Annotated in this window: 19 protein-coding genes; 11 read left to right on the top strand and 8 right to left on the bottom strand. The window is 73.1% G+C overall.

Going from position 1 to position 20,324, the window contains the following annotated elements:
• Positions 1-6 precede the first annotated feature (6 nt).
• The gene (locus APR04_RS06550; protein ID WP_253868671.1) at positions 7-294 is read left to right on the top strand and encodes a hypothetical protein; all 288 of its coding nucleotides are present in this window, start codon (positions 7-9) and stop codon (positions 292-294) included.
• Here the strand turns inward: APR04_RS06550 and APR04_RS06545 are convergent.
• Positions 287-1,279 (bottom strand): helix-turn-helix transcriptional regulator, encoded by a 993-nt coding sequence (locus tag APR04_RS06545; RefSeq protein WP_253868669.1) that lies wholly within the window; start codon positions 1,277-1,279, stop codon positions 287-289. The two genes, APR04_RS06550 and APR04_RS06545, sit on opposite strands and share 8 nt — an antisense overlap.
• Positions 1,280-1,584: 305 nt before the next feature.
• Between APR04_RS06545 and APR04_RS06540 the strand changes: the two genes are divergently transcribed.
• On the top strand, positions 1,585-2,433 hold the full coding sequence (locus APR04_RS06540) for a phosphatidylinositol-specific phospholipase C/glycerophosphodiester phosphodiesterase family protein (protein WP_253868667.1): 849 nt from the start codon (positions 1,585-1,587) through the stop codon (positions 2,431-2,433).
• Positions 2,434-2,508: 75 nt separating this feature from the next.
• Here the strand turns inward: APR04_RS06540 and APR04_RS06535 are convergent, their stop codons facing one another.
• Genes APR04_RS06535 through APR04_RS06520 form a run of 4 tightly spaced genes read right to left on the bottom strand, consistent with a single transcriptional unit; the run spans position 2,509 to position 6,099 of the window.
• Positions 2,509-3,747 carry an ABC transporter permease gene (locus APR04_RS06535; RefSeq protein WP_253868665.1) on the bottom strand — a complete coding sequence of 413 codons (1,239 nt, stop codon included), beginning with the start codon at positions 3,745-3,747 and terminating at the stop codon, positions 2,509-2,511.
• Complete coding sequence (locus tag APR04_RS06530) at positions 3,744-4,472, bottom strand: ABC transporter ATP-binding protein (protein WP_253868664.1); 729 nt, start codon at positions 4,470-4,472, stop codon at positions 3,744-3,746. Before APR04_RS06530 ends, APR04_RS06535 begins: the two co-directional genes overlap by 4 nt.
• The gene (locus tag APR04_RS06525) at positions 4,469-5,581 is read right to left on the bottom strand and encodes an efflux RND transporter periplasmic adaptor subunit (protein WP_253868662.1); all 1,113 of its coding nucleotides are present in this window, start codon (positions 5,579-5,581) and stop codon (positions 4,469-4,471) included. Before APR04_RS06525 ends, APR04_RS06530 begins: the two co-directional genes overlap by 4 nt.
• The gene (locus APR04_RS06520; protein ID WP_253868661.1) at positions 5,581-6,099 is read right to left on the bottom strand and encodes a hypothetical protein; all 519 of its coding nucleotides are present in this window, start codon (positions 6,097-6,099) and stop codon (positions 5,581-5,583) included. Before APR04_RS06520 ends, APR04_RS06525 begins: the two co-directional genes overlap by 1 nt.
• A gap of 178 nt (positions 6,100-6,277) precedes the next feature.
• On the opposite strand from APR04_RS06520, the gene APR04_RS06515 reads away from it, so the two are divergent.
• The 5 genes from APR04_RS06515 (at position 6,278) to APR04_RS06495 (ending at position 11,868) form a co-directional block, all read left to right on the top strand.
• Positions 6,278-6,937, top strand: a complete 660-nt coding sequence (locus tag APR04_RS06515; protein WP_253868659.1) for a response regulator transcription factor — start codon at positions 6,278-6,280, stop codon at positions 6,935-6,937.
• A gap of 1 nt (position 6,938) precedes the next feature.
• Positions 6,939-8,102, top strand: coding sequence for a sensor histidine kinase (locus tag APR04_RS06510; RefSeq protein ID WP_253868657.1), 1,164 nt, complete (start codon positions 6,939-6,941; stop codon positions 8,100-8,102).
• Between the two features lie 9 nt (positions 8,103-8,111).
• The gene (gene sigJ / locus APR04_RS06505; RefSeq protein WP_253868655.1) at positions 8,112-9,062 is read left to right on the top strand and encodes an RNA polymerase sigma factor SigJ; all 951 of its coding nucleotides are present in this window, start codon (positions 8,112-8,114) and stop codon (positions 9,060-9,062) included.
• Between the two features lie 109 nt (positions 9,063-9,171).
• A complete protein-coding gene (locus APR04_RS06500; protein ID WP_253868654.1) occupies positions 9,172-10,407 on the top strand; it encodes an NAD(P)/FAD-dependent oxidoreductase in 1,236 nt (411 codons plus the stop codon).
• A gap of 93 nt (positions 10,408-10,500) precedes the next feature.
• Entirely contained in the window at positions 10,501-11,868 is a 1,368-nt protein-coding gene (locus APR04_RS06495) for a sensor histidine kinase (RefSeq protein ID WP_253868652.1), read from the top strand.
• A 75-nt stretch (positions 11,869-11,943) separates the two neighbouring features.
• Here APR04_RS06495 and APR04_RS06490 read toward each other — a convergent pair whose 3' ends face one another.
• The 3 genes from APR04_RS06490 to APR04_RS06480 form a co-directional block, all read right to left on the bottom strand.
• Complete coding sequence (locus APR04_RS06490) at positions 11,944-13,149, bottom strand: FAD-dependent monooxygenase (protein WP_253868650.1); 1,206 nt, start codon at positions 13,147-13,149, stop codon at positions 11,944-11,946.
• Positions 13,146-14,510, bottom strand: coding sequence for an MFS transporter (locus tag APR04_RS06485; RefSeq protein ID WP_253868648.1), 1,365 nt, complete (start codon positions 14,508-14,510; stop codon positions 13,146-13,148). The genes APR04_RS06490 and APR04_RS06485 overlap by 4 nt, the downstream gene beginning before the upstream one ends.
• Before the next feature lie 228 nt (positions 14,511-14,738).
• Positions 14,739-15,479, bottom strand: a complete 741-nt coding sequence (locus tag APR04_RS06480; RefSeq protein ID WP_253868647.1) for a FadR/GntR family transcriptional regulator — start codon at positions 15,477-15,479, stop codon at positions 14,739-14,741.
• A 153-nt stretch (positions 15,480-15,632) separates the two neighbouring features.
• Here APR04_RS06480 and APR04_RS06475 point away from each other — a divergent pair, with 153 nt between their 5' ends.
• Genes APR04_RS06475 through APR04_RS06460 form a run of 4 tightly spaced genes read left to right on the top strand, consistent with a single transcriptional unit; the run spans position 15,633 to position 20,319 of the window.
• Positions 15,633-16,775, top strand: a complete 1,143-nt coding sequence (locus APR04_RS06475) for a mandelate racemase/muconate lactonizing enzyme family protein (RefSeq protein WP_253868645.1) — start codon at positions 15,633-15,635, stop codon at positions 16,773-16,775.
• Between the two features lie 50 nt (positions 16,776-16,825).
• Positions 16,826-17,875, top strand: a complete 1,050-nt coding sequence (locus APR04_RS06470; RefSeq protein WP_253868643.1) for a hydroxyacid dehydrogenase — start codon at positions 16,826-16,828, stop codon at positions 17,873-17,875.
• Complete coding sequence (locus APR04_RS06465; RefSeq protein WP_253868641.1) at positions 17,868-18,881, top strand: aldo/keto reductase; 1,014 nt, start codon at positions 17,868-17,870, stop codon at positions 18,879-18,881. The genes APR04_RS06470 and APR04_RS06465 overlap by 8 nt, the downstream gene beginning before the upstream one ends.
• On the top strand, positions 18,874-20,319 hold the full coding sequence (locus APR04_RS06460) for a hypothetical protein (protein WP_253868639.1): 1,446 nt from the start codon (positions 18,874-18,876) through the stop codon (positions 20,317-20,319). The genes APR04_RS06465 and APR04_RS06460 overlap by 8 nt, the downstream gene beginning before the upstream one ends.
• Positions 20,320-20,324 lie beyond the last annotated feature (5 nt).

Genomic DNA, 20,324 nt, shown 5'->3' with positions numbered 1-20,324 from the left:
CGATCGATGCGCATCGTCAGGATCGTCGTCGAGGCCCCACGCACCGCGGCCTGGACCACGTCGGCGCAGGTCGCCGAGGCGGTCCGGGCCGTAGCCGTCCCGCAGGACGAGCTGAGGCACGTCTACGTCGGCCCGCTGCCCGCAGGCTTCGGTGTGGTGCTCTTTCTCCTGGTCCCGCTGGACCAGGCGGCAGCGACCGGGTGCCGGCTGGTGCTCGCCGCTGCCGACTCCCTCGAGCTGCCGGGCTGGAGGCTGGGTACGGTCAGAGTCTCCAGCCCGGCCGGAATCAGCTGAGGTCCGCCGGATCCAGCCAGCCGCACTCCAGCGCCAGCGCTCCCGCCTGGAAGCGGCTGCAGGCGTCCAGCCGTTCCATGAGACCGCTGCTCAGGCGGCGCACCGTGCGCAGGGACACCCCGAGCCTGCGGCCGGCTGCCTCGTCGGTAGCTCCCTTGGCCCACAGCCGGAGCAGCTCGTGCTCCTGCACCGACAGGCCGTCGTCGTCGTGCCGGCGGTCCGCGCCCAGCGGGGTGGCCGAACGCCAGGTCTGGGTGAACAGGGCCATGAGGGCGGCCACGACGCCGGGGGACGTCATCACGACAGCTCCGGAACCCGACTCGGTGTCGGTCAGGGGCACCATCGCGTGGTCCTGGTCGATGATCTGCAGGCGGACCGGGACGGTCGCGGCCAGCCGCACCTCTGCCCCGTTGTTGCGCAGCCAGGTCGCGTGGTCCCAGGTCGGCTGGTCGTTGCGGATGCTCTCCAGGTAGACGGTGCGCATCCGGACGCCGCGTTCCAGGAGCGTCTCGCTCAGCGCACGGCTCGACTCCAGCGCACGCGACGACGTCGCACGGGTCGGCACGAAGGTGCACAGGTCCTGCGTGCACTGCTCCGTGAGCGTCGCCAGGCGGTCCCTCGCCTCCGCAGCGGTCTCGAGGACCTCGACGTCCGGGCCCTTGCGCACGTTCTGCAGCTCGGAGACGAGGCGGGCGAGCGCGACCCGGCCCTCCTCGATCTCCTGGTTGCGCCGCGCGACGTCCGCCTGTTCCCTGGCGAGCAGTGCGGCGAGCCCTACCTCCGGGCTGACCGGACGAAGCCCGTCGTCACCGGCCCAGGAGTCCTCGACCAGCATCAGGCGGGACAGCTCGTCCAGCGCGTCGTGGACCTGCGCCTCGTCGATCCCGAGCGCGTCCGCGATCCGGTCCGGCCCCGCGTCGCGGTCCCTCAGCATCTGCAGGTAGACCGACTCGGCCGTACCGGACATCCCCAGGCTCTGCAGCATCCTCTGACTCCCCGATCGAACGGACGAACGGGCCCCGGGTGGCCGCCCCGGTGTCGCATGTTTGCACAGGGTGCCAGGCTCGGACAGGGTTTTGACACGAATTCATCCCCTCCTCACGACCGCCTGAGCCGGCCCACCTGGCACCCTCCGAGACGGAGCGACCTGCCCGGCCGGCGCCGGCGGACCGGCCGACGCGGTTCGGTTCGCCGACGGGCCACGGTCGCGCGGAGTTCACCCGCCCGTCAGCGCACGGCGCTTGCATGGCCTCAGCAGGCAGCCCACCCGGCAGTCACAAGGAGACAACCATGCGCGTACGAACCACCATCGGAGCGGCCCTCGCGGCCGCCACCCTGCTCGCGGGGCTGGCCACGCCGGCGTCGGCCACGCTGCCCGGGGGCGGCGCCGACCTGGGCGAGCCGCACGACGCCGCGCACGCCCACAACGACTACGAGCACGACCGCCCGCTCCACGACGCGCTGTCCCACGGCTTCACGAGCGTCGAGGCGGACGTCTGGCTGGTCGACGGCGAGCTGCTCGTCGCGCACGACCTCGTCGACGTGGACCCCGCCCGAACCTTGGAGAGCCTCTACCTCGACCCGCTGCGGGACCTGGCGCGCGGGCGCGGCCGCAGCGTCTACCCCGGCTGGGACGGCAGCCTGCAGCTCCTCATCGACATCAAGTCGGACGGGGAGTCCACGTACGCGGAGATCCACGAGGCGCTCGCCGAGCACAGGGCGATCATGTCTCGCGCCGTGCACGGCCGGGTCCATGACGGCCCCGTCACCGCCGTCATCAGCGGCAACCGGCCGCTGGAGACGATGCGGTCGCAGGCGGTGCGGTACGCGTTCTACGACGGACGCTCCGGCGACCTGGGCTCGGGGCTCCCGGCGAGCCTGATGCCGCTGGTCAGCGACAACTGGACCAAGCTGTTCACGTGGCAGGGTGATGGCGAGATGCCCGCGGCCGAGCGGGAGCGCCTGCACGCGTTCGTGAACCAGGCGCACGCAGCGGGCCACCGCGTCCGGTTCTGGGCGACGCCCGACCAGCCGGGCGCGGCGCGCGAGGCGATGTGGACGGAGCTCGCCGACGCCGGCGTCGACCACATCAACACCGACGACCTCCCAGCCCTGGACGGCTTCCTCACCAACCGGTGACCGCCGGCTGAGCGCCGGCTGTCCGCGCTCTCCGGGGTCGGAAAGACGCAGACAGCCGGCACTCAACGGATCGGGTCAGGAGGCGAGGGCCGCCGTCGGGGGCGTCCGGGCCGCGCGGACCGCCGGGTAGAGGCCGGCTACGGCGCCGATGACGAGGGTCGCCGTGACGGCTACCACGATCGCGGCCGGCGGCAGGGCGAACGGCCAGCCGTTGATGCCGGCCATGATCGCGGTGGCGCCCGCCCCGAAGGCGCTCCCGAAGAGGCCGCCCAGAGCGGAGAGCAGCAGCGCCTCGGCCAGGAACTGGACCAGGATGTGCCGCCGGGTGGCCCCGAGGGAGCGCCGGAGCCCGATCTCCCGCCGGCGCTCGAGCACCGAGATGATCATGGTGTTGGCCACGCCGATCCCGCCGACGAGCAGCGCGATCGACCCGAGCCCGAGCAGCAGGCCGGTGAACGCCTGGTTGGCGGCGGTGCGCGCGGCGAGGGCGTCCGACGGCCGGGACACCTCGACCTCGCCCGGTGCCTCCGGTGCGATCGTCGGGGCCAGCAGCACGCGGACGTCCTCGACGGCCTCGTCGGCCGAGCGCTCGTAGATCGTGGTGGGGCTGCCGTCGAAGTCGAACAGGTCGGTGGCGACGTCCGCACCGATGAGCGCGGCGGAGTCCAGCTCGGGAGCCAGCGCGACCGGGTCCAGGATGCCGACCACGGTGAAGTGGGTGCCGCCCAGCCAGACCTGGGTGCCGGGCGAGGTCACGCCCAGCCGCTCGGCGGCGACGCTGCCGAGCACCACCGCAGGGAAGCGCTCGGTGGCCGGGTTGAGCCAGACCCCTGAGCCGACCTGGCCGGAGACCACGCCGAGCAGGTTCTGGTCGGCGGCCATGGTGGCGATCCCGCCGGTCGCGTCCGGGTCCGACAGCGAGCTGCGGTAGACAGGTTCCGGCACGAGCGCGGTGCTGCTCGCGCTCTCGACCCCGTCGACCCGCCGCACCTTGCCGAGGGTGTCGGGCGGCAGAGCGGTCTGCTCCCCGGTGATGCTCGTGCCGGCCTGCGCGGTCAGGAGGTTCGTGCCGAGCTGCGCGAGCTGGTCGTTCAGCCGGGCCTGGCTGGACGACGAGATGCCCACCACGGCGACCATCGCGGCGATGCCGATGGCGATCCCCAGCGCGGAGAGCACCGCGCGGGTCGGCCGCGCACGCAGCCCCGTGGTGCCGAGTCGCACCACGTCCTGGCCGAGCAGACGCGACCTGGCCGGAAGGCGTCCGTCCGGCGGCCGGCTCGTCGTCCCGGGCGGGGGAGCGGTGACGGTGCTCATCTCGGCTCCCCGATGCCGGTCGAGTCGCTGACCACGCGCCCGTCCCGCAGGGCGATCCGGCGCGGGAGCCGCCCGGCCAGCTCCGCGTCGTGGGTGATCACCACGACCGTCGTGCCCTGGGCGTTGAGCTCGTGGAGCAGCTCGACGATCGCGGCACCCGAGGCGGTGTCGAGGTTGCCGGTGGGCTCGTCGGCCAGCAGCAGCGGCGGGTCCCCGACGACGGCGCGGGCTATCGCGACCCGCTGGCGCTCGCCGCCCGAGAGCTGGTTCGAGTGATGGTCGAGCCGCCGGCCCAGCCCGACACGCTCCAGCGCTTCGGCGGCCCGCCGACGACGTTCTGCGCGCGGGACACCGGTGTACAGGAGACCGTCGGCGACGTTGTCCAGCGCGGTGACGCCCTCGGCGAGGTGGAACTGCTGGAACACGAACCCGATGCGGTACGCCCGCAGGGCCGAGAGGGACCGGTCGTCAAGGTCGTCGACGTCCAGGCCGTCGATGCGTGCGACACCCGCGGTGGGGCGGTCCAGCGTGCCGATCAGGTTCAGCAGCGTCGACTTGCCGGACCCGCTGGGCCCGACGATCGCGACCAGCTCACCGGGCATGATCCGCAGGCTCACTCCCGCGCAGGCCAGGACCGGTGGCTCGCCGTAGGCACGCTGGACGTCGTCGAGGGCGACGAGCGGGTTCACCGGGCGGGCGGGCAGGGCAGCAGCAGTGGCGGTCATCGCTGGGGCACCACCACTCGCTGGCCGGCCTCGACGTCGTCGCCGGAGACCTCCACGCGGCCACCGGCGAACAGCCCGGTGGTCACGGGGACCTGGTGCGTCGAGCCGTCCGGGTCGACCACCTCGATACCGAACTGCTGGGGCGTGATCGCGACGAGAGCCCCCACGGGCACCGAGAGCACGTCCTTGCGCCGTTCGCTGGGGATGTCGACGCTCACCGTGGCCTCCTGGAAGGCTGCCGCCTCCTTCGGGGAGTCCAGCGAGACGACGACGGGGATGACCGTCTTCGCCTGTCCGGTGGAGTCCTCGGTCTCCGTCGGGGTGCCGACCGAGGTGATGGTCCCGGCCGTCTCCTTCCCACCGGGGAGGCGCACCGTGACCGGGTTGCCGATGACGGCGAGCTGCTGGTCGTCCAGCCCCAGGTCCACGCTCACGACCTGACCGGTACCTGTCGTCTCGAACAGCTCGGCACCGGGGCCGGCCTGGCTCCCGATGCTCGCCGTCAGCGTACCGATGCGCAGGTCACCCCTTGCGAACAGGACCGACCCGAGGACCAGCTCGCCGGTGCGCCTCAGATCGCCCGCCTCCTGCCAGTCCATGATCGCCTCGGTGGTGGTCCAGTCGAAGTCCTCGTCGGGCTCGGCATCGAAGTGGCCGAGCTCGCGGAGGTTCTCCTCCAGCTGGCGCACGTCCGGCCCGTCGCTCATCCCGGAGACGTAGTCGCGCCAGGCGGGCAGCTTGCCGCGCAGCAGGAACACCGGGGCGTCGTCGACCGCGTAGAGCCGCTCGCCCTGGCTCACGACCGAGCCGGCCTTCGGCAGGCTGGTCACGACTCCCGCGAGGGCAGTCTGGATGGTGCGCGGGTCGGAGAACCGCAGGGTGCCCGCCGCGGTGGTGCTGCCCTCCAGGTCGCCGAGGACGACCTCGTCGGTGTCGCCCTGGAAGTTCTTGGCCGTGTCGTCCTGCTGGTTTGCAGAGCTCGCGAACGCGTGGATCCCGAAGCCGGCGCCTGCTGCTGCTGCCGCTACGGCTATCAGCCCGACCACTGCCCGCCGCCGCCGACGTCGTGGCCGTCCCGGGGCGGCGCCGGACTCTTCGGTCGCCGCCATCAGCTGCCACCTGCGCCGGTGGAGCCGCCGATGCCCTCGGGCGCGCACTCCTCGAGGACCGCCTCAGGGGCGTCCATGGGGATGGTGATCGTCTCGCCGGGCCCCGGGTCCGGGACGTCGTGGCCCTGGTCGCGGAAGCACGCGGCGATCTTCAGCCATTCTGCTCGCATCTCCTCCTCCGACTGCTGCGGACCGGCACCGGGAGCGGCCGGCGGCTCGCCCAGCTCGGCCTGGCACGTCTCGGCCGCCTCCATGAACCCGTCGCCCGCCTGCGCCTCGACCGAGCCGTCCGTGTTCGGGTCGGGCATGTCGACGCCCTGGTCACGCATGCAGGAAGCGAACGCGAGCTGGTAGTCGTCGAAGGACTGGGACGACGACGTGTCGCTGCCCGTACCGCCGTCCGTACCGCCGCCGGCGTCCGGTGTGTCGTCGCTGGTACCGCACGCGGCGAGGGCGCCCAGCAGCAGCGGGATCGCCAGTGCCGCCGCGGTGAGCCTCGAGGTCAGGTAGGTCGTCATGGGTGATCCTTCGGTCGGTGCCACGGGCTGTCCGTGGACGCCGCCAAGTCGAGCACCGGAGGCGTTGTCAGGGTGTTCAGGGTTTCCTTTACGTTTTCCCAACCCTCGATGTGATTGCCTGTCCGAGTTCCGCATTCCTGCCTGACCCGTCTTTCGACCTGTGCCTGGAGGCCCCGCAGTGCGCGTGCTGATCGTCGAGGACGAGCCATATCTCGCCGACGCCGTCCGGGTGGGCCTGCGTCGCGAGACCATCGCCGCCGACGTCGTCCACGACGGCGCCGCTGCCCTCGAGGCGGTCGCAGGGAGCAGCTACGACGTCGTGGTCCTCGACCGTGACCTGCCCGGCATCCACGGCGACGAGGTTTGCGCGCGGCTCGCGAGGGACCATCCAGAGGTGCGGGTGCTGATGCTCACGGCGGCGCGCTCCCTGGGCGACCGCGTGGCCGGGTTCGAGCTGGGGGCTGACGACTACCTGCTCAAACCGTTCGAGTTCCCCGAGCTGGTCGCCCGGCTGCGCGCGCTCGAACGCCGCACCCAGCCCGCACGGCCCCCGGTGGTCGAGGCCCATGGCGTCCGGCTCGACGCGTTCCGGCGCGAGGTCTACCGCGACGGCCGGCTGGTCCGGCTCAGTCCCAAGGAGTTCGCGGTGCTCCAGGTGCTGATGAACGCCGACGGCGGGGTGGTCAGCGCCGAGGCCCTGCTGGAGCGCGCCTGGGACGCCAACACCGACCCGTTCACCAACACGATCCGGGTCACCATCTCCAACCTGCGCAGGCGTCTCGGCGAGCCGTGGGTCATCCGGACGGTGCCGGGCGCCGGCTACCGGTTCGGTGCCTGAGATGGGGATCAGGCGGCTGACGATCCGCGCCCGGCTCACCCTCAGCTACGCAGGCTTGATCACCGGGTGCGGCGCGGTGCTGATCGCCATCGTCTACCTGTACATGCGCTTCGTCCCGAGCTACCAGATCGCGCCGGCTCGCCGCCTCGATTCCGCTGAGTTCCAACCTGCCACCCCCATCGGGGCGTCGGGACCGACGCAGGCCATCGAGATCCAGACGGTCGACGACTTCCTCGACAACCTGCTGACCGCGTCGGTCGTGGCACTGGTCCTGCTCGCGGTGCTTGGCGGCACCGTCGGCTGGCTCCTGGCCGGACGCATCATCAAGCCGCTCGCCGTGATCAACGCCGCGGCCAACCGGGCCTCCACCGGCACCCTCGACCACCGCATCGGCCTCGGCGGGCCTGCCGACGAGATCCACGACCTCGCCGACACCTTCGACCGCATGCTCGCGTCGCTGGAACGCTCGTTCGCCGCCCACCGCCGGTTCGCCGCGAACGCCTCCCACGAGCTGCGCACCCCGCTGGCCACCACCAAGACCATGATCGACGTGGCCCTCGCCGACCCCGGTGCTGACCGGGCCGAGCTGCGCCGGCTGGCCGAACGCGTCGGCGAGGTCAACCGCGCCAGCGTCGAGACCGTCGACGCGCTCCTCGACCTCGCTGACGCGGAATCCGGCACCGCGGCCCGAGCACCCGTCGACCTGACCGCCATGGCCCACGACGTGGCGGCGGACCTGGCCGACGAGGCGGTCGCCGCCGACGTCGACCTCATCGCCGTCGGCCCGCCGTGCGTGGCCCTTGGCGACGCGGTCCTGCTGCGCCAGGCAGTCACGAACCTCGTACGCAACGCGATCCGGCACAACGTGCCGGCGGGGCACGCCATCGTGCGGGTCGCCACCGACCACGACCGGGCGTGCGTCACCGTCACCAACACCGGCCGGCAGGTGCCTCGTGAGTCGCTGGACGCGCTCACCGAGCCCTTCGTGCGTGGGGCGGGGCGCTCCCTCACGCGCGGGTCGGGCCACGGCCTCGGCCTCGCCATCGTCTCGGCCGTCGCCACGGCGCACGACGGCACGCTCGCGCTGCACCCCAACGCGGACGGCGGCCTCACCGTGCACCTCGACCTGCCACGCCCGGCCGAGGCTCCCGTGGCGGCATCGTAGGGTCTGGTCATGACCAAGGAGCCGCTTCGGCAGGACGAGGTGGAGGCCTTCGAGAGCTTCCGGCCGCGCCTCGAGGCCATCGCGTACCGCCTGCTGGGATCGGCCGCGGAGGCCGAGGACGTCGCCCAGGAGGTGTTCCTGCGCTGGGCGGCTGCCGACCGCGAGCAGATCAGGGTGCCGGAGGCGTGGCTGACCCGGGTCCTGACCAACCTGTGCCTCACCCAGCTCAGGTCCGCGCGGTCCCGGCGCGAGGTCTACGTCGGCCAGTGGCTGCCCGAGCCGGTGCTGGGCGGTGACTCGATGCTCGGCCCGGCCGACACCGCGGAGCAGCGCGACTCCGTGTCGACGGCGATGCTCGTGCTGATGGAGCGCCTCACGCCGAACGAGCGGGCGGTCTACGTGCTGCGGGAGGCGTTCGCCCTCACGCACGCGGAGATCGCCGAGATGCTCGACATCACGGAGGTCGGCAGCCAGCAGATCCTCCACCGCGCCAAGCAGCACCTGGCCACCGAGCGGGTCCGCGCCGCCGTCGACCAGGCCGCGGCCCGGCAGGTGGTGGCGGAGTTCCTCGCGGCCGCCACGAGCGGCCGGACAGAGCCGCTGGTGCGGCTCCTGACCTCGGACGTGATGGGGATGGGCGACGGCGGCGGCAAGATCCCGGCGCGCCGCAAGCCGTTCTTCGGTGCGGCGGCCGTCGCCCAGTTCCTGCGCGGGCTGTTCCGGCCGGCGGAGGCCAAGTGGGCGCTCGTCGGCGGGCGCCCGGACCTCTACGCGTGGACGGCCAACGGCCGCCCTGCGCTGGTCGCGGTCGTGCACGGCGAGCTGGTCGGCGTCATGACCCTCGAGGCGACCACCGAGGGCATCTCCGCGGTGCTCAGCCAGGTCAACCCGGACAAGCTGGGCCGCGCGGCGCGCCAGTGGGCGGCATCGGAGCACGGCGAGCCCCTGCTCAGCTGGTGAAGCGGGCTCCGGGCGGTGGGTGACCACCGTCACACGTGCGGGTGTCAGGGACCGGGCGGCCACCCGGTTCAGGGAGCACAGTCACCGCACGACAGGAGCTGATGGACTCATGAAGCACCGCATAGTGATTCTCGGAGCCGGATACGCCGGGGCGTCCGCCGCCGGCCGCCTCGCGCGGCGCCTGCACGCCGACGACGTGGACGTCACCCTGGTCAACGCCGAGCCGGACTTCGTCGAACGGGTCCGCCTGCACCAGGTGGCCGCCGGCCAGGAGCTGCGGCAGCGGCCGCTGCGCGACGTGCTCGCCGGTACGGGGGCCACCCTGCGCGTCGCCCGGGTCACCGCCGTCGACGTCGACCGCCGGACCGTAGCCCTGACGGCGGCCGCCGGCGCGGACGGCGTCGGCAGCGCGGGCAGCTCCGACGAGCTGGGGTACGACACGCTCGTCTACGCCCTCGGCAGCTCGCTGGACCGGCGCGGGGTGCCCGGCGTCGCCGAGCACGCGTACGACGTCGCCGGACGGCCGGGTGCGCTCCGGCTGCGCGAGCGCCTGGGGGAGCTGGCCCCCGGCGGACGCGTGGTGGTGGTCGGGGGCGGCCTGACCGGTGTCGAGGCGGTCAGCGAGATCGCCGAGGCCCGTGGGGACCTGGAGGTGGCCCTGGCGGTCCGCGGCGGACTGGGCGACTGGCTCTCGCCGGCGGGGCAGCGGCATCTGCGCGCGACCTTCGGCCGCCTCGGTGTCGCGGTCCACGAGCACGCGCATGTCGAGCAGGTGGGCGCCGCAGAGGTGCTGACCCGCGACGGCGCCGCGATCCCTGCGGACGTCACCGTCTGGACCGCAGGGTTCGCCGTGCACCCGATCGCCGCCGCCACGGCGCTGGAGGTGTCGGAGAGCGGCCAGATCGTCGTCGACGACACCATGCGGTCCGTCTCGCACCCGGACGTCTACGCCGTCGGCGACGCCGCGCTGGCCGACGGCCCTCTGGGCACGCCCCTGCGGATGTCCTGCGCCTCGGGCATCCCGATGGCCTGGCAGGCTGCCGACTCCGTCGTCGCGCGCCTGACCGGCGGCAAGCTTCCGAACATGCCGCTCGGCTACGTGCACCAGTGCATCAGCCTCGGCCGACACGACGCCGTCATCCAGCTGGTCACGGCCGACGACCGGGCCAAGCCCGCCGCCCCCAGCGGGCGCCTCGCCGCCGGGTACAAGGAGCTGGTCTGCGCGAGTGCCGCGTTCATGGTGGCCCACCCGCTGCCGTACCCGGCCCGCCGCCGTCGGCTGGTGATCGTGGGAGAGCGTCGGCAGTCCCGGTCCCGGCCGGCCTCGAACGCCTCGACCCGCTGATACCCGCGAGGCTCGCGGAGCGGGGGGACATCCCCCCACGGCTCGGCGGTGCACCCCATGTCGGGGACGGCCCGCACGCCCGAACCTGGGAGCATGACAACCATGGCCCTCAACCGGCAGGCAGTCGGCACCGTCCAGAGTGACGTGCGCTTCCTGAACGCGCCCTTCGCGAGCCGTACCTGGCGCCAGTACGGGTTCCTGTGGCTCGTGCTGCTGCTCGCGCCGTTCGCCCTCGCGTACGGGATCCTGTCGGTCGCGCTGACGGTCGGGACCGCCGTGACCGTCGTCGGCCTGTTCGTCGCCGGCGGCGTCGTCCTCGGTGGGCGTGGCTGGGGCGCGACCTATCGCGGCCTGGTACGCAACCTGCTCGACGTCGACATCACCCCGCCCGCGCCGTACGTGCGCCGACGGCTGGGCTTCTGGCGCACCCTCGGCTCGATGATCGGCGACCCCGTCGGCTGGCGCGCCGTGCTGTTCATGATCGTCTCGTTCCCTGCCACCGTCGTCAGCTTCCTGGTGAGCACGGTCTTCCTGTGCACAGGGCTGGGCGGCCTCACCTTCTGGTACTGGCACCGGTTCCTGCCGCTGGAGCAGGCGAGCGACGGCACGTGGTACCGCGGTGGGGAGCTCGCAGGCACGGCCCTCGGCCAGCTCGTGATCGCGCTCGGCGGCCTCGTGCTGCTGTTCCTGTGGCCGTGGGTCCAGTGGCTGTTCGTCGCCCTGATCCGGGTTCTCGCCGTCGCCCTGCTCAGCCCGACCCGCGCGAGCGTGCGCGTCGCGGAGCTGGAGGCCTCGCGCGCGGGGACGGTGGACGACGCCGACGCACGCCTGCGCCGCATCGAGCGCGACCTGCACGACGGCACGCAGGCCCGCCTGGTCGCCGTCGCCATGCAGCTCGGCGAGGCGAAGGAACAGCTCGCCCGGCAGGGCGACCCGCGCGAGGCCGCCCAGCTGCTCGACACCGCGCACACCTCGACCAAGGAAGCGCTCGTCGAGCTCCGCGAGCTCGCCCGTGGCATCCACCCGCCAGCGCTCGACGACGGCCTCGCGGTCGCGCTCGCGACGCTGGCCGCACGGGCTCCGCTGCCGGTCACCGTCGAGGTGGACCCGCGGGTCGAGGCGAGCGGGCGGCTGGCGCCGGCCATCGAGTCCATCGCCTACTTCACGATCGCGGAGCTGGTCACCAACACCGCCAAGCACGCCCGCGCGTCGGGCGTGCGCGTGCTGGTGGAGCGCTTCGGAACCGGTGCGGCCGGCGCCGTCGGTATCCAGGTGCACGACGACGGGCGCGGCGGCGCGAGCGTGGTGCCGCCCGACGGCTCCGGCCTCCGGTCCGGTCTGGCCGGTCTGGCCGAGCGGGTGCGGTCCGTTGACGGCACGTTCGAGGTGTCCAGCCCGGTCGGCGGGCCCACGCTGGTGGCCGTGACCCTGCCGGCCCAGGCGGCGCCGCGCCGCGGATAGCCTCATCGAGCCCGAGACGTGAGCAGCGCCCGGCCGTGGTTCACAGCCGGGCGCTGCACGTGCGCCAGACAGGCGTCAGGGGGTCGGGGCGAGCTCCGGCAGCACGAGCGCGGAGTGGGCAGGCGGTGGGGTCGTCGCGGGCATGGCGGCCAGGCCACGGAGCATGGCGTTGCGTCGTTCCAGGGCCTCGGCGGTGGTGGGGAAGAGCCGTGCCCCGCCGTTGTCGACCAGCGCCTGGTTCATCGTCACGAACTCCCTGGTGTCGCGTTCGTAGGCGGCGAAGGCCGCCGCGTGATCACTGTGCCTGGTCAGGGAGTCGGCGAGCATGTAGGCCCCGACCAGCGCGAGGCTGGAGCCCTGCCCGGTCAGGAACGAGGGTGCGTAGGCCGCGTCGCCGGCCAGCGCCACCCGGCCGTTCGACCAGGTAGGCATGCGGATCTGGCTGACGACGTCGAAGAACAGGTCGTCCGCGTGCCGCATGGCCCCCACGATGCCGGGGACCTCCCAGCCGGCCCCCGCGAAGGTCCTCGCGACCAGGTCCCACCGGGCCTGCGGGTCACGCAGGGCGGCCAGCGGCCGTTCGGGCTGGTGGAAGGTGAGGAAGGCGTTCAGCTCGTCGCCGTCCCCGGTGGCGTAGAGCGCCGCCGACCGGCCCGGGGTGCTCCACAGCGCCACCTCACGGGAGAGCCCGAACGTGTTGGGGACGGTGCACACCGCGACGGCGTAGCCGAGGTAGCGGTCGAACTGCTCCTCGGGGCCGAGCAGGAGCTCCCGGGTGCGTGAGTGGATGCCGTCAGCACCGAGCACCAGGTCGAACGTGCGCCGCGTGCCGCTGCGGAAGGTGACGTCGACCCCTGGCCCGGACTGGTCGAGGGTGTCGACGGAGTCGTCGAACAGGAGCTCCACGTCCTCCCGGACTGCCCCGTACAGGATCGCGGTCAGGTCTCCTCGCCGTACCTCGAGGTCCTGTCCCTGCACGCTCCCCGCGACGGTGTCCGCGCCGAGCGCGGCGACCAGGCCGCCGTCGGCGTCCAGGAAGGTGAACCGTCCGGTGTCGACGTGCGCGTCCCGCAGCTGCGGCAGGATCCCCATGCGCCGAACCACCTCGATCGCCGTGCCGCGGATGTCGATCGGGTAGCCGCCCCCGCGCGGGGCGCTCGCCTTCTCGACGACCGTGACCCCGAACCCGGCCCGGTGCAGCCAGTAGGCCAGGGCGGGCCCGGTGATGCTGGCCCCGGAGATCAGGACGGTGCGCTGCGGTGTGCTCCACGGAGATGTCATGCCTCAGCTCCCTTCTTCAGGTGACGAACGACGAGCAGCGACAGCACGGCGACGAGGCCTGCGACGACGAAGCCTGTGACGAAGGCCGACTCGGCCGGCTCTCCCGACGCCGGGTCGATCCCCGCCGCGAGGACCGAGCCGGCGATCTGGCCGCCCAGGACGGCCCCGACCAGGCGGACCACCACGAGCAGGCTGGTGGCGATGCCGGTGTCCGCTGCGGCGACGGCGACAGCGGTGCTGGCGAGCAGCGCCGTGGTGGCAAGGCTCCCGGCGAAGGCGGCAAGCGCCCGGACGACGACGAGCTGCCAGGACGCGTCGTGCAGCAGGGCAAGGGCGAGCAGGGCGCCCGCCGTGACGACGACGCTCGCTGTCACCACGACGCGCGCGCCGTAGCGCTGCACGGCCAGCCCGCCGACCGAGCCTGCCACCACCCCTGCGATGGTGGCGGGCATCATGAGCAGCCCGATCTCGGTCGTGCTGAGCCCGAAGCCGTAACCGTCACCGGCAACCCCGAACATCTTGGGGATGACGGTCTGCAGCATCGCGGAGATAGCGGCGATGGCGACGGTGAGCACGCTCGCGCTCCACATGGCCGGCGCTGCCAGCATGCGCAGCTCGACCATCGGCGAGACCGCCCGGCGTTCGACGGCCACCCACGCCGCGGCGAGCGCGGCGACGACCGCCACGACGCCACCGACCGCCAGGGGCGGCATGCTGCCATCGGTCACCATCAGGAGGCCGAGCATGAGGGCGAGCAGCGTGGCACTCAGCAGAGCCACACCGAGCCAGTCGATCGCGGTGTCCTGCTCGCTCGGCGGGTCGTTCGGCATGAGCCGGGACACGACCGCCGTCGCAGCGACGATCACGATCGTCGGCGCCGCGAAGATCCAGTTCCAGGACAGGCCTTCCGCCAGCGGCCCGGCAATCAGCGTGCCGATCGCACCGCCGGCGGTGAACAGCGCGCTGACCACGCCGATGGCCACCTGCGTCTGTCCCGGCGGGAGGTGCTTGCGCACCAGGATGAACGACAGGGGCAGCGCACCCACCATCGCGCCCTGCAGCATCTGGCCCACCAGCAGGACCGGCAGGTTCGGTGCGAGGCTCGACACCGCACCGCCGGCCGAGACCAGCGCCATCAGCACGAGCAGGACTCGCTTTCCGCCGTAGCGGTCGCCGAGCTTGCCCGCGATGGGCGCGACGATCGCGCCGGTGATCAGCAGCGTGCTGACGATCAGCGCCGCCCCGGCCGAGTCGATGCCCAGCTCGCGCTCCAGCATGGGGCGGGCGGGATCCACCACCGTCTGCAGGGTGCCCAGAGCGAGCGCCAGGACGCCGAGGGCACCGATCGCCGGCCCTCCCATGCGTGCCGGCGACGGTCGCCCGATGGGGACAGGGGAATCAAGAGCTACGGACATGGACGGCCCTTTCACGGTTGGAGATCTCCATGACCTCGAACCTAGATTCCGGGCACGGCGGCCCGGAATGGTGCCCACCGCCGCAGTCGACTGGGGCTGTCCCCCCTACGGCGAATCGCCTCTGACCAGCGCGTACATACAGATCAGGTGCCTATACCAGCACTCGACGAGGGGTCAGCTCTCCTGCGGGCGGCGGCGCGCCCAGGAGCTCGTGATGTGGTCGCGCATGGCGTCCGCTGCGGCGTCGGCGTCGGTGTCGAGCAGCGCGGCGACGATCCGCCGGTGGCCGGCGTGCGTGTGCTCGAGGTCCTCGCGCGTCGGCTGCCCGCTGTACTGCGGGGTGTGCAGCGCCTTGCCCTGGATGTTCGACACGATCGCGCGGCCGAACGCGTCCTGCGAGGCACGGTGGATCAGCTCGTGGAGCTCGACGTCGGTGGCCGCGTAGGCGGTCGGGTCGTCCATCAGCCCGCCGAGCTCGTCGAGCTTGGCCGACAGCGCCGTCCGGTCCGCCGCGTCGAGCCGGCTCGCGGCGCGTGCCGCCATGGCGCACTCCAGGGTGGCCCGGACCTCGACGAGGTTGTCGAGGTAGACGAGGCGGTCGTCGCGCTGGAAGAGCGCGTCCAGGACCAGGGGGTCCAGGAGGCTCCACTGCTCCTGGTCGAGCACCACGGTGCCCCAGCCCTGCCGGGTCGCGACGAGGCCCTTCTCGGCCAGCGTCGTGGTGGCCTCACGGATCACCGTGCGGCTGACCTCGTACTGCTCGCAGAGGACGCCGGCGGGCGGAAGCGCCGACCCGGGCGCGTAGTCGCCGATGACTATCGCATCGACCAGGCTCTTGATGACAGCCGCGGCGAGCGGGGGCCGGTGCCGTTGGGGCCGGGGCACGGCGGCACCGGCCGCAGGTGTCGCGTTCATGTCGTGGGTGACTCCATCGTGGGCGGGTCCGGCGGGGTGCCGCCGGACAGACCGAGGGTAGCCGAGTGTTGTACTATCGTCACTCGTATCATAAGTTATGAATGACATGCTGGCGGAACCTGCGAGCGTGCTGTCTCGACGATGCGGAGCACGATGCGAATCACCGGGTACCGGAGCCTGACCACGGTCCACCGCTGGGGCCGCCCGGTGGGCGACGTCAACGGCATCGTCGCCGGTGGTGTCACGGAGGTCCCGATCGTGCTGGTCGAGACCGACGGCGGCCTGACCGGGGTAGGCCTCGGTGCGCACCCGGACGTCGAGCGGGTCTTTCCCGCGCTCGACGGACAGGACCCGCGAGCGGTGACCGCGCTCTACGACCGGATGCTCGCGTTCGTCTTCAAGTCGGGCCACCACGGCGCGACCTTCGGCACCATCGGTGCCCTGGACATGGCGCTGTGGGACCTCAAGGCGAAGCTCGCGGAGGAGCCGCTGTGGCGCACGCTCGGTGCGACCGACCGGTTCGTGCCCGCCTACGCCTCGGGGCTGGAGTACGGCCTCGCCGACGACGAGCTGGCCGCCCTCTACGAGCCGTGGGCCGAACGCGGGTACACGGGCGCGAAGGTGAAGGGCGGCCTCGACGTCGACCAGGACGTGAAACGGCTGGCCGCCGTACGGGACGTGCTGCGCGTCAACAGCGACCAGCCCGCCATCATGTACGACGTGAACGAGGCGTGGGGCCGCCACCAGGCGGTGCGGCTCGCGCGCCGGGTCGAGGAGCAGGTCGACCTCACCTGGATCGAGGAGCCGGTGCGTCGCTGGGACGTGGCGGGGCACCGCGCCGTCGTCGCGGGCATCCACGGGGCGGTGGCCACGGGGGAGAACCTCACCGGGCTCGAGCAGTACCGGCAGCTGCTCGACGCCGACGCCGTCGGCGTGGTGCAGACCGGGAGCGTGTGGGGCATCACGCACTTCCTGCGGGTGTCGGTCCTCGCGCTCGGCCACGACCTCCCGGTCAGCCCGGTGGCCTACGACGTCAACCCCCTCGCGCACGCCTCGGCCGCGGTCCCGAACCACCTCGTCACCGAGGTCCAGGACCTCGAGCTTCCCGTCGGCCTGCGTGCCGACCAGGAGCTGGCCGACGGCGGCATCGTGCTCGGGGACGCACCCGGCCTGGGGATCGAGGTCGACGAAGGCGTCATCGGCGCACTGCGCGAGGCCGGGGTGTGGGCGACCGTCGCTGGCCCCCACGTGCGCCCGGCCGACGCGGGGCTGCGGCTCGCGCCGCGTCGATCGTGACCCTGGAACCGCCGGCGACCACCCCGGCCGAGCACAGCAGGATGACCACCATGACGACCCAGCACCCCCGCGCGGTCCTGGCGTTCGGGCCCCGGTCCCTCGTGCCCAGGATCTTCAGCCACGGGGCGGCCGGGCGCCTGAGGGCGGCGCTCGACGTCGACGTCGACCAGGTCCTCACCGAGGTCGCGTCCGGCCGGGCGCGCCGCCTGCTCGCTTCCGCAGAGGTGCTGATCGCGGGCTGGGGAGCGCCCCAGGTCCCGGTGGAGCTCACGCCACGGCTGCGGGCGGTCCTGTACGCGGGCGGCGTCGCGCGCACGTGCCTCGCCGACCCCGGGGCGCACGCCGCACGCGGCGTGGTCGCGTCGAACGCGCGCGCAGCCAACGCCGTCCCCGTCGCCGAGTACACCCTCGCGACGATCCTGCTGGCGGGCAAGCGGGCCCGCGCGGCCGAACGCGAGCTCCGTGCGCACCGGCGCCTGCCGGACCGCGAGCAGGAGCCCGCCGGCCTGGGCAACTACCGCCGCACCGTCGGGATCGTCGGGGCGTCGCAGGTGGGCCGCCGGGTCATCGAGCTGCTGCGTCCGTTCGACCTCGACGTCGTGGTCCACAGCCCCGAGCTGACGCCGGAGAGCGCGGCCGCGCTCGGCGTGCGCTGTGCGACGCTCGAGGAGGTCGCCGCGCAGAGCGACGTGCTGTCCCTCCACCAGCCGCTGCTGCCGGAGACGGTCGGCCAGATCGACGCGCACGTCCTCGCGCTGCTGCCCGACGGCGCGACGCTGATCAACACGGCGCGCGGCGCGGTGGTCGACGAGCCCGCGCTCCTCGCAGAGCTGCGCACCGGCCGGATCGACGCCGTCCTCGACGTCACCGCACCCGAACCCCCGGCCCCGGACAGCGCCCTGTGGGACCTGCCCAACCTGGTGCTGACCCCGCACATCGCCGGGTCCGCTGGCGGCGAGCTGCACCGGCTGGGCGACCACGTGGCGGCGGAGGCCGAACGCTTCGCACGCGGTCTGCCGTTCGCGCACCCGGAGGATCTCGCGGACGGCGCGGCACCCGCACCGGGCGCACCGGCGACAGAAGGGCACGGGCATGCGTGAGCACCGGCTGCGGACCGGCGTCCGGCTGACGGAGCTGGGCTTCGGCGCCGCCCAGCTCGGCAACCTCTACCGCCGCACCACTGACGAGGAGGCGCGCGACGCCGTCGACACGGCCTGGGGCGCGGGGATCCGCTACTTCGACACGGCGCCCCACTACGGCCTCGGGCTCTCCGAGCGCCGGCTGGGCGCGGCGCTCGCCGGCCGGCCGCGCGACGAGTACGTGCTGTCGACCAAGGTGGGGCGCGCCCTGGTGCCGACGCCGGACCGGGCACACCTGCGGGACGACGACGGGTTCGACGTGCCCGCGCGGTTCCGGCGCGAGTGGGACTTCACGCGCGACGGGGTCCTGCGGTCGCTGGAGGGTAGTCTCGGCCGGCTCGGTACGGACCGGGTCGACGTCGTCTACCTGCACGACCCGGACGCGCACTGGGCGGAGGCGGCCACCAGCGGGATCGACGCCCTCGTGGAGCTGCGCGACCAGGGCGTCGTCTCGGCGGTCGGGGCCGGGATGAACCAGTCGGGGATGCTCGCGCGGTTCGTCCGCGAGACCGACGTCGACGTGGTGATGTGCGCCGGCCGCCTCACGCTCGTGGACGGTGCGGCGCTCACCGACCTGCTCCCCGCCGCGCTGGACCGCGGCGTGTCGGTGGTGGCGGCCGCGGTCTACAGCTCGGGGCTCCTGGCCGGCCCCCGGCCGCGGCCCGGCGCCCGGTACGACTACCAGCAGGCGCCCGCTGACGTGCTCGACCGCGTGCACCGGATCGCCGACGTCGCCGAGCCCTTCGGGATCACCGTCCCTGAGCTCGCCGCGCGGTACCCGCTGCGGCATCCCGCAGTGCCCTCGGTGGTGCTCGGCATGCGGACGGCCGCGCACGTCACGGCGAACACCGCTCGGATGACGCGTGCGGTACCCGAAGAGCTCTGGGACCAGCTCGACCACCTCGGCCTCGTGCCGGGCGTGGGCAGCGATCAGGACGGCACACAGGACGGAGCACCCCATGACTGAACGCGCGGACGTCACTGCGCTCGCCCGCTGGCTGCGCACTTGGGTGGGCGAGGAGGGGCAGATCAGGGGGTTCCACAACCACAGCGTGTGGGGCACCAACCCCGCCACCTTCCTCGACTTCACCAGCGGGCACCAGGCGTTCTCGGCCCCGGCGACGGCGGCGTTCGCCGAGGCCCTGGCCCGCCGGCCCGACGAGCGCGCGCTGGCGATGTGGCGCCGGATGATGCTCTTCCAGGCCCGCACCGTCCAGGCGGACGGCCAGTTCTGCCACATCGGCTTCCAGGTGGGGGAGTCCGCGACGGCCGGCCTGATCCACAACATGGTGGGCTGCATCGGCCTGCTCGAAGGCCTGCGGCATGCCGGGCACCTGCTGGAGCCCGCCGAGCAGGCGGAGGTGCTGGCGGCCGTCCGGGCCAACCTCGACGCGTGCCGGGTGTACGGCGGGGGACGGCCCACCGCCGAGGGCACCGTGAACCAGGAGTACGCCCGGGTCTGGGCGAAGCTGCGCTACACCGAGCTGTCCGGGGACGACCGGTACGCCGACGAGCTGGCGGACGACCTCGACGACCTCGTCCGGCTCAGCAGCGTCCCTGGCGTGCCCGACGCCGAGAGCGCCGGCGCCTACCGGCAGCCGACGGACCGTGCGGGCGGCGGCATCCTCGAGCCGGCGGAGTACTACGGCCTGATGATCGTGCCGCTCGTGCTCGGTGCCCGGCGGTTCGGCCGGCCCGACCTGCTGGCCGAGGCGGTGCGGCTGAGCCTGCACGTCGCGCGGTCCGCCTGGGTCGACGACCGGGGCTGTACCCGCTACCACCGCTACTGGTACGTGCGGGACTCCACCGTGCTGCGGACCACCACCCCCATGCTTGTCGCCGGGATGGGCCTGAGCCTCTACGGCATCGACGAGGTCCTTGCCGACGTCGACCACACGGAGCTGGCCGAGTTCGTGGACCGGTGCCTGGCGACGTATGCCGCCTACCAGACGCCCGCCGGGTACTTCGCCTCCGCCACGGGGTGGCACAACGAGGCGGACGTCGCCCCGAGCACCGCGTGGCACGCGCACGACCTGCTGTTCCTCGTGCGGCACACGGAGACGCCTGCGTCCTTCTGGGACGCGGTGTTCGCCGAGCACGACCGGCAGTCCGTGCTGCTGTCGGACCGCGCGTACTGGGTCGAGGACGGTGTCCACTGGGCGATCCTCAGTCCGGCGACCGCCGGCGACCTCAGCATCTACGGCCGCAAGGACCGCGACGTGTTCGGACGATCGTTCTTCGCGTGGACGGACAAGGAGCCGCTGCCGGCGGAGCTGGAGCTGCCGGGGGCGCCACAGTTCTTCGTGGCCGACGACGGGATCTACCGCCTCGACGACTCCGAGCGGGCCGTCGACGTGTCGGTGCTGGGCGCGCTCCCGTACCAGGGGCACCTCCGGGACGCCTGACGCCC

This window comes from Promicromonospora umidemergens (assembly GCF_024171995.1).
In the GTDB taxonomy this organism is placed as follows: Bacteria; Actinomycetota; Actinomycetes; order Actinomycetales; family Cellulomonadaceae; genus Promicromonospora; species Promicromonospora umidemergens.
This window is presented reverse-complemented; position numbering and strand designations above follow the sequence as displayed.

What these genes read in the sequence shown, in the direction of transcription:
- APR04_RS06490 (WP_253868650.1), bottom strand. Translation starts at nt 13,149, where the DNA reads ATGACATCTCCGTGGAGCACACCGCAGCGCACCGTCCTGATCTCCGGG.
- APR04_RS06535 (WP_253868665.1), bottom strand. Translation starts at nt 3,747, where the DNA reads ATGAGCACCGTCACCGCTCCCCCGCCCGGGACGACGAGCCGGCCGCCG.
- APR04_RS06465 (WP_253868641.1), top strand. Translation starts at nt 17,868, where the DNA reads ATGCGTGAGCACCGGCTGCGGACCGGCGTCCGGCTGACGGAGCTGGGC.
- APR04_RS06500 (WP_253868654.1), top strand. Translation starts at nt 9,172, where the DNA reads ATGAAGCACCGCATAGTGATTCTCGGAGCCGGATACGCCGGGGCGTCC.
- APR04_RS06530 (WP_253868664.1), bottom strand. Translation starts at nt 4,472, where the DNA reads ATGACCGCCACTGCTGCTGCCCTGCCCGCCCGCCCGGTGAACCCGCTC.
- APR04_RS06475 (WP_253868645.1), top strand. Translation starts at nt 15,633, where the DNA reads ATGCGAATCACCGGGTACCGGAGCCTGACCACGGTCCACCGCTGGGGC.
- sigJ (WP_253868655.1), top strand. Translation starts at nt 8,112, where the DNA reads ATGACCAAGGAGCCGCTTCGGCAGGACGAGGTGGAGGCCTTCGAGAGC.
- APR04_RS06540 (WP_253868667.1), top strand. Translation starts at nt 1,585, where the DNA reads ATGCGCGTACGAACCACCATCGGAGCGGCCCTCGCGGCCGCCACCCTG.
- APR04_RS06460 (WP_253868639.1), top strand. Translation starts at nt 18,874, where the DNA reads ATGACTGAACGCGCGGACGTCACTGCGCTCGCCCGCTGGCTGCGCACT.
- APR04_RS06545 (WP_253868669.1), bottom strand. Translation starts at nt 1,279, where the DNA reads ATGCTGCAGAGCCTGGGGATGTCCGGTACGGCCGAGTCGGTCTACCTG.
- APR04_RS06520 (WP_253868661.1), bottom strand. Translation starts at nt 6,099, where the DNA reads ATGACGACCTACCTGACCTCGAGGCTCACCGCGGCGGCACTGGCGATC.
- APR04_RS06550 (WP_253868671.1), top strand. Translation starts at nt 7, where the DNA reads ATGCGCATCGTCAGGATCGTCGTCGAGGCCCCACGCACCGCGGCCTGG.
- APR04_RS06485 (WP_253868648.1), bottom strand. Translation starts at nt 14,510, where the DNA reads ATGGGAGGGCCGGCGATCGGTGCCCTCGGCGTCCTGGCGCTCGCTCTG.
- APR04_RS06480 (WP_253868647.1), bottom strand. Translation starts at nt 15,479, where the DNA reads ATGAACGCGACACCTGCGGCCGGTGCCGCCGTGCCCCGGCCCCAACGG.
- APR04_RS06495 (WP_253868652.1), top strand. Translation starts at nt 10,501, where the DNA reads ATGACAACCATGGCCCTCAACCGGCAGGCAGTCGGCACCGTCCAGAGT.
- APR04_RS06525 (WP_253868662.1), bottom strand. Translation starts at nt 5,581, where the DNA reads ATGGCGGCGACCGAAGAGTCCGGCGCCGCCCCGGGACGGCCACGACGT.
- APR04_RS06470 (WP_253868643.1), top strand. Translation starts at nt 16,826, where the DNA reads ATGACGACCCAGCACCCCCGCGCGGTCCTGGCGTTCGGGCCCCGGTCC.
- APR04_RS06510 (WP_253868657.1), top strand. Translation starts at nt 6,939, where the DNA reads ATGGGGATCAGGCGGCTGACGATCCGCGCCCGGCTCACCCTCAGCTAC.